The sequence below is a fragment of the Streptomyces sp. ID05-26A genome (genome assembly GCF_033794685.1).
Lineage (GTDB): Bacteria > Actinomycetota > Actinomycetes > Mycobacteriales > Pseudonocardiaceae > Lentzea.
In genome coordinates, this window is record NZ_JARAYZ010000010.1 from 160,233 (window position 1) to 173,734 (window position 13,502).

Below are 13,502 nucleotides of genomic sequence, written 5' to 3' on the forward strand. Positions count from 1 at the left end.
CACCGAGGTGGCCTGCTAGATCGTTCTAGTTCGCTGAGTCTCCACCGGTAGGACGCCCGTCGTGCTTTTTGTGCACCTCGACGACGTGTGGCCCTGGAGGAACTCACCATGCCCAGCCTGCCCTCGATCCGCGGACGCGGCGCCCAGCAGCGCCCAGCGCCGCGAATCACCGTGCCCGTGTCGCACTACGTGGTCGACTGCGCGGTCTACGTCGATGGCAAGCGCTTGCCCGGCCGATGGACGCACACCGATGCCGTCAAAGAGGTGCGCAAGCGCAAGGACGGCTTCGTCTGGATCGGCCTGCACGAGCCCGACGCCGAGCAGATAGAGGGCATCGCCGAGACGTTCGGTCTGCACGAGCTCGCGGTCGAGGACGCGGTGCACGCGCACCAGCGCCCGAAGCTGGAGCGGTACGACAACACGCTCTTCATGGTCTTCAAGACCGTCCGCTACGTGACGAACGAATCCCCCGACACCGCCAACGAGATCGTCGAGTCCGGCGAGATCATGGTGTTCCTGGGCAAGGACTTCGTCATCACCGTGCGGCACGGCAACCACTCCGGTCTCTCCAAGCTGCGGCACGTGCTGGAGGAGGACCCGGAGCGCCTGGAGATCGGCCCGTCCGCGGTGATGCACGCGATCGCCGACCAGGTCGTCGACAACTACCTCGAGGTCACCGACCACATCGAGGACGACATCGACCGCATGGAGGAACGGGTCTTCGCGCCGCGCACCGAGGTGAGCGCGGAGCAGATCTACATGTTCAAGCGCGAGGTCGTGGAGCTGCGCCGCGCGGTCATGCCGCTCGCGAACCCGTTGCGCCGCTTGGCCGAGGGCTACACGCCGCTCATCCCCGAGCAGGTGCGCGCGTTCTTCCGCGACGTCGACGACCACCTCACCGAGGTCTCCGAGCGCGTCACCGCGTTCGACGAACTGCTGACGACGCTGGTCGACGCGACGCTCGCGAAGATCACGCTGCAGCAGAACACCGACATGCGCAAGATCACCTCGTGGGTCGCGATCATCTCCGTGCCCACCATGGTCGTCGGCGTGTACGGCATGAACTTCGACTACATGCCCGAGCTGAAGTGGAAGTTCGGCTACCCGCTGATCATGAGCCTGGTCCTGATCGCCTGCCTCACGCTCTACCGAATACTGCGCCGAAATCGCTGGCTGTGAGTCCGGTTTCGCTCGCTTTGCTCGTTGTAGAAGAGGTTTGTCATGACCAGAATCCTCACCAACATCCGCTTCTGGATCCTCGCGTTCCTGCTCTGCTGGATCACCACCGTGTTCGTGCTGATCAGCGGAACCCCCTGACGTGTTGGCGCGGCTGACGAACCTCAGGTTCTGGCTGCTGGTGTTCCCGGTCGGCTGGCTCATGATGGTGTTCGTGGCCATCGCGCTCTGGCCGTCGCCGGGCGCCGAGACACCGGACGAGCTCGCCGCCGAGGTGACGAACGCGTTGCGCGCACACGACTTCCACCGGCTGGAGCCGTTGCTCGCGGTCGGCGGCGAGGACGTGGCGAAGTCGACCGCGGACCAGTTCCAGAGCGTGCGGGTGGATCGCGGTGTCTACCGCGACGGCGCGATCGTCGTCGAGTACACGCACGACGGCACCCGCGCGGAGTTCCGGCTGCCCGTGGAGATGCAGGACGGCCGGTACGTCGTGAACCCGGTCGTCACTCCCAAGGGGTGACGTTCCAGGTGAACGGCGTGCCGTGGCCCGCGCCGTGGCCGAGGTTCAGCGAGATCCCGGCCGGCCAGAGCTTGAGCAACAGCTCGAACCGGTAGTCGTCGTCGGTGCGGCGCGGCTCGAAGACCAGCAGTGCCAACGGTGTCGTGGGTGTCGCCTTCGCGGCGGCGTCGGCCAGCACGGCCCGGCCCATCGCCCGGTCCGCGGGCGAGACGTACTGCCACACCACGGAATGCCAGACGACGGTGAGCACGTCGCGTTCGGCGCGGCCGAGCTGTTTCGCGAGCCATTCCGGCCCCGCCGACCGGTCGACCCTCACGGGGTCGGTGGCGGCGAGGTCGAGCGCGCCCCGCAGCCGGTTCCACCTCTGCAACTGGTCCGCCCAGACGAACGAGCTCAGGTGCAGCCGTCCGTCCTCTGTGGACACGTCGACCGGGTCGAGGTCGCAGCCCGCCCTGCCGACGACGCGCAGCCGGTGGCTCAGGTCGGCGGGCGGCCTGCCGGTCCACTCCGGGTCCAGGACCAGGAGGCTGTCCGGGTCGCCGAGGACCGTGTCGTCCAGCTGGTAGCCGACGTGGTGCGGGCGCAGGTTGAGCCCGCCGCTCGCACCGACCTCCAGCAGCCGCACGCAGAACGGCACGTGTCTCCCCGCGGCTTTCGCGGCTTCCTGCGCGGCGACCACCAGGCCGCCGTAGAGGGGCGCGCTGCGGCCGGGTTCGTTGGTCTGCACGACGGTGGCGTGGATCCGTTGCCTCAGCAGGTCCGCGTGCCCTTCGAGGGCGGGCAGCGCGTCCTCCCAGAGCGTCGTCAGGTTCGGCTGGCCACCGACGGACGGGTAGTGCTTCGCGAGAACCGGCGCGCGCCCTTCGAGCACGAGCCGGTGGACGGCGCCCGCGAACCGCAGCCCGGGCACCGAGCCCTCCCGGTCGCGTTCGGAACCCGCCATGATCCTGGCCGTCACGCCGCCCCGTCTCAGGTCCTCGGCGGCGTCGGTGAGGAGTCGCTGGGTCAGCGGACTGCGGTCGCGGCAGCCGTGGGCGGCCGCAGCGAACAGCTCGGCAAGCACGCGGTCCACGCTAACGGCAACGTCGCCAACCGTCATGTGGTGAAAGACCTCATTAGGCTGCTGAAGATGGCACGGATTCTGGCTGTCGCGGACGAAGTGGTCGAACAGCTGTGGACCGATCAGGTGCACCAGCACGCGGACGTCGACCTGATCGTGGCAGCGGGCGACCTGCCGTTCGACTACCTGGAACACCTGGCCAACGCCCTGGACAAGCCGCTCGTGTTCGTCCCCGGCAACCACGACACCGACCTGTCGGGCTACTCGAACGTGCGCGGCCTGTGGACCAAGGCGGGCGTGCCGGTGCGCTGGCCAGGACCAGCCGGTGCGGTGAACGCGGACGAACGCGTGGTCGACGTCGCCGGCCTGCGGATCGCCGGTCTCGGTGGTTCGATCCGCTACAACAAGGGCCCGAACCAGTGGACGGAACGGCAGCAGGCCCGCCGTGCCCGCCGGGTGTCCCGGCTGGCCGGGTGGCGCAGGCTGCGGGACGGACGTGGCGTGGACGTGCTGCTGACCCACTCACCGCCGTTGGACTGCGGCGACGAACCCGACGGTCCGCACCGCGGCTTCTCCTGTTTACGCGGACTTGTCACGCGACTGCAGCCGACGTTCATGCTGCACGGCCACATTCATCCACACGGCCATGCACGCCCGGACCGTGCGCTGGGCTCGACCCGCGTGATCAACGTGATTCCCTCGAAGGTGCTGGAGGTGGCGCGATGAGACGGGACACCGGTTTCCCCGTGGCCGACGCCGAGAGCGACTTCCTGCGCGCCCGCCGGCGCCAGGTGATGTCGCGCCTGGCGGCCTGGCTGCGCCGGGAGCCCGACGACGTGAACATCATGCTGCCGTTCCACGAGGTCGTGGACGCCCTGGGCATGGCGTCGGAGAAACGCCTGGGCCTGCAGTCGATCCGGCTGGACTCGATCGTCGGCAGCGTCGACCGCACCCGCGACTTCGACCGCCGCTTCCGCCCGACCTCGGGCCGCGTCCGCGAACGCTGGCAACGCCTGGCCCTGGCCGCACGCCGGGGCGAGAGCGTGCCACCGATCGAGGTGTACCGCGTCGGCGAACTGCACTTCATCATCGACGGCCACCACCGCGTCTCGGTGGCGCACGCCCTGGGCCTGGAGGTGATCGACGCGTACGTGACGCAGGTGATCACCAGGCTCAACTCCTCCGGCATCCGCTACCGCGGCGACCTGATCGTGAAGGACTACCGCCGCCTGTTCCTGGACCGCGTACCGCTGAGCGGCGAGGCCCGCGCCGCAGTGCTCCTGTCCGACCCGTGGCACTACGCCCAACTCGGCGAGCACGTCGAGGCGTGGGGGTTCCGCCTGATGCAGGACACGGGCCAGTTCCTCGACCGCGCCGAAGTGGCCCGCCGCTGGTACGCCGACGAGTACAAGCCGGTCGTGGCGATGCTGCGGCAGGCCGACATGACCGGCGACCGGACCGAGACCGAGGCGTACATGTGGGTGGCGGCGGAGCGGTACCGGCTGATCCGGACGCACCGGTGGGACGCCGAGGTGATCAACGCGGTGCGGGAGGAGACGCGGTCGCAGGGGCGGGGGCGAGCCTGAGGGCGGCGACTGGGGTCGACGGCTGAGCCGGCAGCGGGGTTCGGCGGGCGGGTTCGGCGGGCAGGTCCGGCGGGGGCGGGTCCGGCGGGCGAAACTCGCCCGCACGCAGTCCAGCGCGCCGCGAAACTCGCCCGCGCGGGATCCGGCGCATGGCGAAGCTCGCTCGCACAGGTCCGGCGTACGGGTCCGGCGCACGAGTCCGGCGCAAGGCGAAACTCGCTCGCGCGGAACTCGCTCGAACGCAGTCCAGCGCACGCAGTCCAGCGCACCGCAGAACTCGCTCGCGCGGGGTCCGGCACATGGCGAAGCTCGCTCGCACGGGTCCGACGCGCGAGTTCCAGCGCACGACAAAGCTCGCTCGCACGGGTCCGGCACGCGAGGTCCAGCGCACGGCGAAACTCGCTCGCACGACCGCACCACCGTGGCTAGCGTGCCCGCGTGACCGATCTTGCTACCGCCCGTCTCGTCCTGCGCCCGTGGTCCGAACTCGACGTGAAGGCCGTGGTCGAGGGCGCGCGCCAACCCGAGTGGGCCGCCGACTTCCCGGCCGAGGGCGACACGGTGATCGCCGGCGTCATCGCCGCCACCCCGGACTGGCTCTCGCCGTTCGGGCACCGCCTGATCATCGAGCAGGCCACCTCTGAAGTCGTGGGTTCGCTGGGCCTGTTCTGGCCTCCTTCCAACGGAAGAGTCGAGATCGGGTACGGCGTGGTGCCCTCACGCCAGGGCCGCGGGTACGCCTCGGAGGCGACCGCCGCGCTGACCGCGTTCGCGCTGGAACTGAACGACGTGCACACCGTCCACGCGAACGTCGAACCGGCGAACCCGGCCTCCGCCCGCGTGCTGGAGAAGGCGGGCTTCACCCGGTGTGCGAGCACCGACGAGCTGATCAGCTACCAGCGCACGGTCGGCTGAGCCTCACCGCGGTGCCACCCGCGGGCTGTCCGCGTCCGGCAGTGGACGAGCCTGGTCCAGCACCTCGTCGGTGTACTTGTCGAGCAGCCGGGTGCCGATCTGCTGCGCGTACCCGAAGATGACCGCCCACAGCAGCAGGGCCGCCGCCGACGGGATGCCGATCAGCCCGCTCGTGACACCGGCTCCCAGTGCCAGGATCCCGACCACCGCCAGTGCCGCACCGAGCATGATCTTGATCAACGCCTGGTAGCCGATCATCACGTACGGCGAGAGCGATGGCCGGCGGCGTAAGAGCAGCACCACGGCGGCCAACACCGCGCCGAACGCGCCGAGCACCTGCACGAGCCACACGTCCACACCGGACGCCTTCGCCGTGCCGCCGGGACAGACCGTCGGCAGCGCGTTCTCCTTCGGGTCGACGCACAGCGGGATGATGCCGGGCTTCACGATGCCGACGACGCCGAGGACCGTGTTGATCACGAACAGCACGAGGGAGGCGGCGATCAGCTTGTTGCGCAGCGCGCGAGAACCGGCGTGCGCGAAGTCCGAGTTGTCGTAGGCGGCCCGCAGCGCGTCCACCACGATCGCGCGCTCGACCGCGGGCGTGAACTCCCCCGGCCGCAACGCTTCCAGCGCACGGCGGCGCGGATCGTCCTCGTCGAGGTACTGCGCCACCCGCGCCTGCAACCCGGGCAACCGCCCGAGAAACCCGCGCTCGGCCGAGATGGTGGCCACCTCGGCCTCGTGCAGCGCCCGCCACGCACGTTCGATGTGCCAGCCCGACCACCACGACGGCAGCATGCGCCACCACGGATCGCGGGCGTTGAGCATCGCCTCGACGACCGCGGCCTGCGCCTCGGCCGTGCGGCGCCACACATCGCCCTCCGGATCGACCGGATCGGACGGCCCGAGCGCGGCGAGATCCGCGCGGACCCGGTCCAACCGGGACTGCACGACGAGTCGCCAGTCGGTGACTCTGGGTTTGCGCTCGGCCATGTCCCGATGGTGACAGGCACCCCTGACAATTTCGGCGGCCATCCGTGTGACGTGCGGAAACGTCACCAGAACGCCTCAACGCATGATCGGCCGCGCTCACTGTGCGAACACGGTGTGCTTCAGCGGCTCCCCGCGTACCCGTCCTGGCGCTGAGCGCTCACGACCATTTCCGGACGTCCGGGTCCCAGGCTTCGCGGAGTTCCCCACCGGTCAGCGGATCCACGAACTCGATCACCGCGGCGACGACGTCCCCGAACGCGTCCGGCAGATGAACGCCATCCACGCCGAGCCTCCTCTTGAACGCGCGATACGCGTTCTCGCGCAACGGAACGAACTCCCTGAGAACGGTGGAGAGAGGCTGCAGCCGAACGCCACGATGGCCTGCCGTTGCCTCCAACGCGGACCGAACCGACTCGTACGACAACACCTGCCGTCCCACGAGGGTGTAGAGGTCCACGTAGTCACGCACCCTCGTGCTGGTGTCTCCGAGCGCGATCGCCGTGCTGGCCTTCTCGGCCAGCACGGTTTCGACCGGATATCCCCACACCGGCACACCGGGTGTGTCTGGCCGCTGCGACGGCAGTTCGAGCGCTCGAGGTCCCGGTGTCACCGGATCGCCGAAGTTGACGTCGAGCCAGAGCTTGATCTTCGCCGTCGACAGTTCGCAGTCCATGCCGATCCTGACGCCGGAGTACAGGTCCTCGTCGCGGATCGTCCGCGCGACGGCGGTGCCGGTCAGGAACCGGACGCCGTCGTCGGGATCGATCGCGACCTCGGCGACCTCGATCACTCGCGCGACGACCGACGCCTCGTCGTTGGACAGGTCACGCGCGAGCAGGTCGGCGTCGACGGTGGGCCGGCGTGCTTCGAAGACCGCCAGGAGGACCCCGCCCTTGAGGACGAACCTGTCCGCGTACCGCGACTCCGCGAGGCGGGCGAGCCAGCGCTCCAGCACGTACAGCGTCAGCAGTTCCTGGGTGGGCCGCCCGTCCCGGCGAGCCCGGTTCTGAAGATCGAGATAGGCCCGCCCGCCGGGAGTGCTCTTCACGGGCCGGCTCACTCGGCCGTCACCGCGTCCATCGCCGTGCGCACGGGTCCGAGGATGTTGAGCTCACGGGCCATCTCCAGCAGTTCTCGTGGCCGCGCGTCCCTCCCGCGCAGGTATCGGCGCAGGGCCGAGAGCGCGAGTGGTTCCCCCAGTCTGTTCCTCAACCTCATGAGATCGGCGACTGTCCTTTCCCTCGTGTAGACGCGGACGAACTCGCCGGGAGCGGCTTCCACCGAGGAGACCCCCAGCTCGAACTTCTCGGCGGTGAAGCGGAAGCTCTCCGTCGGTGGGTAGTCGATTCGCGGTGATCGATGCGGACGTGGCACCGCGAACTGGACGGCGACGGGAATCTCGTCGGTCAGGTCATAGACGGCTGCCGCCGACACACAGCACACGACCGCGATCGGCACCCGCCTGGACACGGCCAGCAGGTCCGGGAAGGTCGGCACCGGAGCGTCCGTCCAACGGAACACGCCACGGGACAACTCCATGAGCGTGCCGTCGTCGCGCAGGCCGTACAACTGCCGTCGATGCATGCCGCTGCTGAGCGCCTCAGCCGTGGTGAACGTGTTCGCGAGCGTGCCCGTCATGGACAAAAGTGTCGCCACTAAGCAGTCAGGTGGCAACACTTTTGTCCATGACCCGCTAGGCGGTCTGCGAAGGCTCCACCAGCGCACGGAGCCGGGGAGGCATCCTCTTCTCCAACCCGTACGGTTCGAGGTGCGCCTGCAGCACGCCCGTGAACGCCCGCTCCACCGAAGCGGTGTCCCAGTTGTCGCTCTCCAGGATCGGCTGCTTGAAGTACGGCTGACCGACGATGTGCAGCTGCCTGCCGTTGCACCGGATGACCTGCCCGGTGATGCCCTCGGCGCGGTCCGAGAGCAGGAACAGCACGAGCGGCGCCACCTTGCCCGGCGTCCGGTCTGCCGGAATGGCGCGCAGGGAACGTTCCGACTTCCACACCATCCGTGTGTGCGCCACGGGGCACACGGAGTTCACGCGGATGCCTTCTGCCTCCAGGTCGAGGGCCCACGAGTAGCTCAGTGAGGCCACCGCGCCCTTGGTCGCCGAATAGGTGGCGAGTTTGCGCTGGCCGAATGAGGCGCCGGAGGAAATGTTGATGATGGAACCGCCCCCGGTGGCACGCATGGCGCGCATCGCCGCGATTCCGACGTAGATGACGCCGAGGACGTTCACCTCGACCACGTGCCTGATGGTCTCGGGGTCGTCTTCCCACGGGGCGGTCTCGTAGTTCAGGCCCGCGTTGTTCACCAGGCCGTCGAGGCGGCCGAATTCGTCGACGCACAGGTCGACGATCTTGGCTGCTTCGCTCGGGTCCGCGACCGTGTGGTTCGAGGCGACGGCACGGCCGCCGAACTCGCGGATGTGTTCTGCGACCCGTTCCGCCAGGTCACCGTCGTTGTCGTTGACCACCACCGACGCACCCGCGAGGGCAGCGTGCATCGCGTAGGCCTCGCCCAGTCCTCGCCCTGCCCCCGTGATGACGACCGCTTTTCCGTCCAGGATCCCCATTGCACGCTCTCTTTCACTCGGGCGGCGGTTCACCGGAACCCCCCTGTGGTCCTGTACCCGCCTTCGACAAGCGTGCGGACCATCCGAAGATGTGCAGAACATGTTTCGATGAGATGTCGCTGCCGAGCGCCCAATGGCGAACCGAGTTCGGCAGGGCAGATGACCTCGACTGATCGGCCCTGGGGCGCTGGAGGCTTTCGCCCTTACACGATCGGGTGACATAGAAAGAGCCGCCTTCCCGCGAGGGGAAGGCGGCCCGGAAAACGAGAATTCACCGTTCCGTGTAGGTCAGGTTCCTGCCGTTGGACGGGTCGAAGAGCTGCACCTTGTCCGCGTCGAACCAGATGTCCGCCGAAGCGCCTTCCACCGCGGGGGACGCCGAGGACAGCCGCGTCACGAGCGAGATGCCGTCACCCGGCACGTCGTCCGATCCCGCGTCCGCCGCGAGTTCCTGGAGCTCCGCCGAGGCCGCCTGTTCGCCCGTGAGGTTGAAGTAGGCGTACTTGTCCGAGCCCATCGACTCCAGCACGTCCACCTGCGAGGTGAACTTGCCGCCCGCCGACAGCTTCGCCGGCTCGACCAGCGACGCGTCCTCGAAGTGCTCCGGGCGGATGCCCAGGATGACTTCACGGGGCGCGTCGGCACCCTCGATCAGCTGCCGCACCCGGTCCGTCAGCGTCACGTCGCCGATGACCGACCGCAGCGCGCCGTTCTCGAGCGTGGCCGGCACGAAGTTCATCGACGGGGAGCCGATGAAGCCCGCGACGAACAGGTTCGCCGGCTGCTCGTAGAGGAACTGCGGTGCGCCGATCTGCTGCACGACACCGCCGCGCATGACGACGACCCGGTCGCCGAGGGTCATCGCCTCGGTCTGGTCGTGCGTCACGTACACCGTGGTCGTGCCCAGCTGCTTCTGCAGGCGCGACACCGAGGTGCGCATCTGCACGCGCAGCTTGGCGTCCAGGTTGGACAGCGGTTCGTCCATGAGGAACGCCTTGGGGCTGCGCACGATCGCGCGGCCCATCGCCACGCGCTGCCGCTGGCCACCGGACAGGTTGGACGGTTTGCGGTCGAGGTGCTGGGAGAGGTCGAGGATCTCGGCCGCCTCCTTCACCTTCTTCTCCACCGTCGCGTTGTCGACCTTGGCCAGCCTCAACGGGAAGGCCATGTTCTCCTTCACCGTCATGTGCGGGTAGAGCGCGTAGGACTGGAACACCATCGCGATGTCACGGTCCTTGGGCGCCTTCTCGTTGACGCGCTGCCCGCCGATGCGCAGCTCGCCGTCGGTGATGTCCTCCAGCCCCGCGATCATGTTGAGGGTGGTGGACTTCCCGCAGCCGGACGGTCCGACGAGGATGATGAACTCGCCGTCCGCGATCTCCAGGTTGACCTCCTGCACGGCCAACGCGCCGTCCGGATAACGCTTGGTCACCTTGTCCAGAACGATCTCTGCCATTGGTTCAGCTCACCCCTTGACGGCGCCGGAGGTCAGGCCGGCGACGATCCGGCGCTGGAAGAACAACACGAAGAGGATGATCGGGATGGTGATGACCACGGCGGCCGCCGCGATCGACCCGGCCGGGTCCTCGAACTGGGAACTACCGGTGAAGAACGACAGCGCCACCGGCACGGTCCGCGACTGCTCGGTCGAGGTGAGCGAGATCGCGAACAGGAAGTCGTTCCAGCAGAAGATGAACACCAGGATCGCCGTCGTGAACACACCCGGCGCGGCCAGCGGCGCGATGACGCGACGGAACGCCTGCCCCGGCGTCGCACCGTCCATCTTCGCCGCCTTCTCGAGTTCCCAGGGGATCTCGCGGAAGAACGCCGACAGGGTGTAGATCGCGAGCGGCAGCGCGAACGTGATGTACGGCAGGATCAGGCCGGGCCACGTGTCGAAGAGACCCAGCGAACGCTCGATCTCGAACAACGGGGACACCAGCGAGACCTGCGGGAACATCGCGATCAACAGCGAGACGCCCACCAGCAGGTTCTTGCCGGGGAAGTCGAGCCGCGCGATGGCGTAGGCGGCCATCGTGCCGAACACCACGGCGATCGCGGTCGCGATGATCGCGATGCCGATGGAGTTGATCAGCGCCCGCGTGAACTCCGACGTCGAGAAGATGTTCTGGTAGTTCTCCAGACTCCACTCGCGAGGGATGAAGTTGCCGTCCGCCAGCGTCTTCGACGACTTGAACGACAGCGACACGATCCACAGCACCGGGATCAGCGCGTAGATCACGACCACTGTGTTGAGAACGCCCCAGCCCCACTTCTTGGCCGGGGTCTCCGCTCCTCCGATGCCCGCCATCAGCGCTTCCCTCCGTCGTCACTGCCGGGGGCAGCGGTGCCGAAGAGCTTGATGAACACGAACGCGATGATCGCGACCATGATGAAGATCAGCACGGACATCGTCGATCCGATACCGAGGTTCAAGCCCTTGATGAGGTTGTTGTAGGTCAGCATCGACACCGACGACGTGCCCTGCGAGCCCGCGGTGAGCACGAAGAGGTTGTCGAAGATGCGGAACGCGTCGAGCGTGCGGAACAGCAGTGCCACCAGGATCGCCGGCTTCATGATCGGCACGGTGATCTTGATGAACCGCTGCCACCCGCTCGCGCCGTCCATCGCGGCGGCCTTGAGCAGGTCGTCCGGCACCAGCGCCAGGCCCGCCATCAGCAGCAGGGCCATGAACGGCGTGGTCTTCCAGATCTCCGCGAGACCCACGACCATGAGCGCCGGGATCTTCTCCGTGAGCACGGGATCACCGCCGAGCGCCTCGGCGAGGTAGCCGGTGCCGGGCGTCCAGGCGAAGCGCCAGGAGAACGCGGCCACGACCGTCACGATGCCGTACGGGATCAGCGTCGTCGTGCGGACGATGCCCCGGCCGACCAGCGCCCGGTGCATGATCAGCGCGAGCGACATGCCCAGCACCAGTTCGACGGCGACCGTGACGACGGTGAGCAACACCGTCACCCACACCGCATCCCACCAGTACGGGCTGCTGAGCACGGTGATGTAGTTGTCGAACCAGATCCACTCGGTCCGGTCCGGGAACTTCAGGTCGAACCTCTGCATCGACAGCAGCAGCGAGTAGAGGATCGGCCAGCCGGTCACGGCGACCATGGTGAGCGCGGCGGGCGCGCAGAGCAGCCAGCCGAGCTTGCGCTCGGCCCTCTTGCCCTCGCTCAGCGCGACCTTCTTCTTGGGCGCGACGGGTTTTGCCGCCGTGTCCTGTACCTCCGCGGTCGCGTGACTCACGGCAACACCCCCTTGGAGTCGAGAGCGTCCTGCAGTTCCTTGCGCAGCCTGTCCCCGGTCGCCTGCGGGTCGATGTCCGCGGGCGGCGAGAGGATCGTGGAGATGACCGTCGAGACGTTCTGGTAGGCGGGCGTGCGCGGCCGCACACTCGCGTTCTGCAACGTCTCCTTGATGTCGTCGCGCATCGGGTACGCCTCGGCCATCTCGGGCTCGTCGTAGACGGCCTCGATGGTCGGCGGCACACCGTCCTTGAGAGCGGCGAGCTTCTGGGCCTCCGCGCCACGCAGGCACAGCACCGCGTCGAACGACTCTTCGGCGTGCGTGGTGTAGTTGCTGACGGCGTAGTTGATGCCGCCGACGGTGACCTTCGCGGCGTCACCGCTCACAGTGGGATACGGCGCCCACTTGAAGTTCTTCGCGAAGTCGGGCTTCTTCTGCGCCGCCGCGTAGACGTACGGCCAGTTCAGCTGGAACGCGGCGTTGCCGCCTTCCATGGCGAGGCGCGCGTTGTCCTCGGCCGCGTTGGAGAACGACGGGTCGATCGCCTTCGACGTCGCCAGCTTCTTCAACGCCCCCAACGCTTCCACGGCCTTCGCGTCGACGACGGCCTTGGTGCCGTTCTCGTCGAGGATCGTGCCGCCGTTGGAGTTGACGAGGGTGTTGTACAGCACGACGAGCCCCTCGTACTGCTTTCCCTGCGCGACGATCTGGCCGGGCTTCCCTTCCGCCACCAGCGCCTCGGCCATGGAGATCATCTCGTCCCACGTCTTCGGGGGCGTGGGCACGAGGTCGGAGCGGTACCACAGGAGCTGGACGTTGGTGTTGTCCGGAGCCCCGTACAGCTTGCCCTCGTAGGTCGCCGTGTCGAGCGGCGTCTTCAACGTGCCGGACTCCACCTGCGACTTGACCGAACCGGTGAACTCCTTGATCCAGCCCGCCTTCGCCAGTTCGGCGGTCCACGTGACGTCGAGCCCGAGAACGTCCATGCTGTCGTCCTCGGCCGCGAGTCTGCGCACCATCTGCTCGCGCTGCCCGTCCGCCTCCCGCGGCAGCTTGTTGTAGACGATGTTGTATCGCCCGCCGGCCTTCGCGTTGCAGCTGTCGACGATGGCCTGGAAGTTCTCCTGGGGATACTTGTAGACGTTGACGGTGATGCCTTGGTCGCCAGACCCGCACGCCGTGAGCGTTCCTGCCGCGAGTACCGCGGCTCCCACTCCGGCGGCGAGTCGATAGCGCCTCGTCGCACCCATCGGCCCTGCCTCCTTCCCGACTACACGGAGGAGCCAGACCGCAACGCCCGGCACCTCGTCGTGCCACCGGCCGCACCGGGCGGACCGGTCAGATGAACCTAAGCCGGGTGATCAGGAGCCGCAACCAAGGGAAGCAACGATTCAGAACCAATGGCCT

14 protein-coding genes are annotated in these 13,502 nt (G+C 68.0%); 5 read left to right on the forward strand and 9 right to left on the reverse strand.

The features are described from left to right. Positions 1 to 108: 108 nt before the first annotated feature. Positions 109 to 1,179, forward strand: a complete 1,071-nt coding sequence (corA, locus tag PV646_RS44520; protein WP_500349212.1) for a magnesium/cobalt transporter CorA — start codon at positions 109 to 111, stop codon at positions 1,177 to 1,179. A gap of 139 nt (positions 1,180 to 1,318) precedes the next feature. Beyond that, positions 1,319 to 1,696 carry a hypothetical protein gene (locus PV646_RS44525; protein WP_500349213.1) on the forward strand — a complete coding sequence of 126 codons (378 nt, stop codon included), beginning with the start codon at positions 1,319 to 1,321 and terminating at the stop codon, positions 1,694 to 1,696. On the opposite strand, the gene PV646_RS44530 is transcribed toward PV646_RS44525, so the two are convergent. Beyond that, a complete protein-coding gene (locus tag PV646_RS44530) occupies positions 1,680 to 2,759 on the reverse strand; it encodes a DUF2332 domain-containing protein (protein WP_500349214.1) in 1,080 nt (359 codons plus the stop codon). The genes PV646_RS44525 and PV646_RS44530 overlap by 17 nt on opposite strands. A 66-nt stretch (positions 2,760 to 2,825) precedes the next feature. On the opposite strand from PV646_RS44530, the gene PV646_RS44535 reads away from it, so the two are divergent. The 3 genes from PV646_RS44535 (at position 2,826) to PV646_RS44545 (ending at position 5,257) form a co-directional block, all read left to right on the forward strand. Next, positions 2,826 to 3,482 carry a metallophosphoesterase family protein gene (locus tag PV646_RS44535; protein WP_500349215.1) on the forward strand — a complete coding sequence of 219 codons (657 nt, stop codon included), beginning with the start codon at positions 2,826 to 2,828 and terminating at the stop codon, positions 3,480 to 3,482. Next, complete coding sequence (locus PV646_RS44540) at positions 3,479 to 4,342, forward strand: hypothetical protein (protein WP_500349216.1); 864 nt, start codon at positions 3,479 to 3,481, stop codon at positions 4,340 to 4,342. The genes PV646_RS44535 and PV646_RS44540 overlap by 4 nt, the downstream gene beginning before the upstream one ends. 438 nt (positions 4,343 to 4,780) lie before the next feature. Next, the gene (locus tag PV646_RS44545) at positions 4,781 to 5,257 is read left to right on the forward strand and encodes a GNAT family N-acetyltransferase (protein ID WP_500349217.1); all 477 of its coding nucleotides are present in this window, start codon (positions 4,781 to 4,783) and stop codon (positions 5,255 to 5,257) included. A gap of 3 nt (positions 5,258 to 5,260) precedes the next feature. On the opposite strand, the gene PV646_RS44550 is transcribed toward PV646_RS44545, so the two are convergent. From PV646_RS44550 to PV646_RS44585, 8 genes are all read right to left on the reverse strand, one after another. Continuing rightward, entirely contained in the window at positions 5,261 to 6,253 is a 993-nt protein-coding gene (locus tag PV646_RS44550) for a hypothetical protein (RefSeq protein ID WP_500349218.1), read from the reverse strand. A 157-nt stretch (positions 6,254 to 6,410) separates the two neighbouring features. After that, positions 6,411 to 7,313, reverse strand: a complete 903-nt coding sequence (locus tag PV646_RS44555) for a nucleotidyl transferase AbiEii/AbiGii toxin family protein (protein ID WP_500349219.1) — start codon at positions 7,311 to 7,313, stop codon at positions 6,411 to 6,413. Further along, the gene (locus PV646_RS44560; RefSeq protein ID WP_500349220.1) at positions 7,310 to 7,891 is read right to left on the reverse strand and encodes a type IV toxin-antitoxin system AbiEi family antitoxin domain-containing protein; all 582 of its coding nucleotides are present in this window, start codon (positions 7,889 to 7,891) and stop codon (positions 7,310 to 7,312) included. The genes PV646_RS44555 and PV646_RS44560 overlap by 4 nt, the downstream gene beginning before the upstream one ends. A gap of 55 nt (positions 7,892 to 7,946) precedes the next feature. Beyond that, positions 7,947 to 8,834: an SDR family NAD(P)-dependent oxidoreductase gene (locus tag PV646_RS44565; RefSeq protein WP_500349221.1), complete on the reverse strand. Its 888-nt coding sequence runs from the start codon at positions 8,832 to 8,834 to the stop codon at positions 7,947 to 7,949. Between the two features lie 271 nt (positions 8,835 to 9,105). Beyond that, a complete protein-coding gene (locus tag PV646_RS44570; RefSeq protein ID WP_500349222.1) occupies positions 9,106 to 10,290 on the reverse strand; it encodes an ABC transporter ATP-binding protein in 1,185 nt (394 codons plus the stop codon). Positions 10,291 to 10,299: 9 nt separating this feature from the next. Next, on the reverse strand, positions 10,300 to 11,145 hold the full coding sequence (locus PV646_RS44575) for a carbohydrate ABC transporter permease (protein ID WP_319988424.1): 846 nt from the start codon (positions 11,143 to 11,145) through the stop codon (positions 10,300 to 10,302). Continuing rightward, the gene (locus tag PV646_RS44580; RefSeq protein WP_500349223.1) at positions 11,145 to 12,095 is read right to left on the reverse strand and encodes a carbohydrate ABC transporter permease; all 951 of its coding nucleotides are present in this window, start codon (positions 12,093 to 12,095) and stop codon (positions 11,145 to 11,147) included. The genes PV646_RS44575 and PV646_RS44580 overlap by 1 nt, the downstream gene beginning before the upstream one ends. Continuing rightward, complete coding sequence (locus PV646_RS44585) at positions 12,092 to 13,345, reverse strand: ABC transporter substrate-binding protein (protein ID WP_500349224.1); 1,254 nt, start codon at positions 13,343 to 13,345, stop codon at positions 12,092 to 12,094. The genes PV646_RS44580 and PV646_RS44585 overlap by 4 nt, the downstream gene beginning before the upstream one ends. Positions 13,346 to 13,502 lie beyond the last annotated feature (157 nt).

What these genes read in the sequence shown, in the direction of transcription:
- PV646_RS44535 (WP_500349215.1), top strand. Translation starts at nt 2,826, where the DNA reads ATGGCACGGATTCTGGCTGTCGCGGACGAAGTGGTCGAACAGCTGTGG.
- PV646_RS44550 (WP_500349218.1), bottom strand. Translation starts at nt 6,253, where the DNA reads ATGGCCGAGCGCAAACCCAGAGTCACCGACTGGCGACTCGTCGTGCAG.
- PV646_RS44570 (WP_500349222.1), bottom strand. Translation starts at nt 10,290, where the DNA reads ATGGCAGAGATCGTTCTGGACAAGGTGACCAAGCGTTATCCGGACGGC.
- PV646_RS44560 (WP_500349220.1), bottom strand. Translation starts at nt 7,891, where the DNA reads ATGACGGGCACGCTCGCGAACACGTTCACCACGGCTGAGGCGCTCAGC.
- PV646_RS44575 (WP_319988424.1), bottom strand. Translation starts at nt 11,145, where the DNA reads ATGGCGGGCATCGGAGGAGCGGAGACCCCGGCCAAGAAGTGGGGCTGG.
- corA (WP_500349212.1), top strand. Translation starts at nt 109, where the DNA reads ATGCCCAGCCTGCCCTCGATCCGCGGACGCGGCGCCCAGCAGCGCCCA.
- PV646_RS44585 (WP_500349224.1), bottom strand. Translation starts at nt 13,345, where the DNA reads ATGGGTGCGACGAGGCGCTATCGACTCGCCGCCGGAGTGGGAGCCGCG.
- PV646_RS44565 (WP_500349221.1), bottom strand. Translation starts at nt 8,834, where the DNA reads ATGGGGATCCTGGACGGAAAAGCGGTCGTCATCACGGGGGCAGGGCGA.
- PV646_RS44540 (WP_500349216.1), top strand. Translation starts at nt 3,479, where the DNA reads ATGAGACGGGACACCGGTTTCCCCGTGGCCGACGCCGAGAGCGACTTC.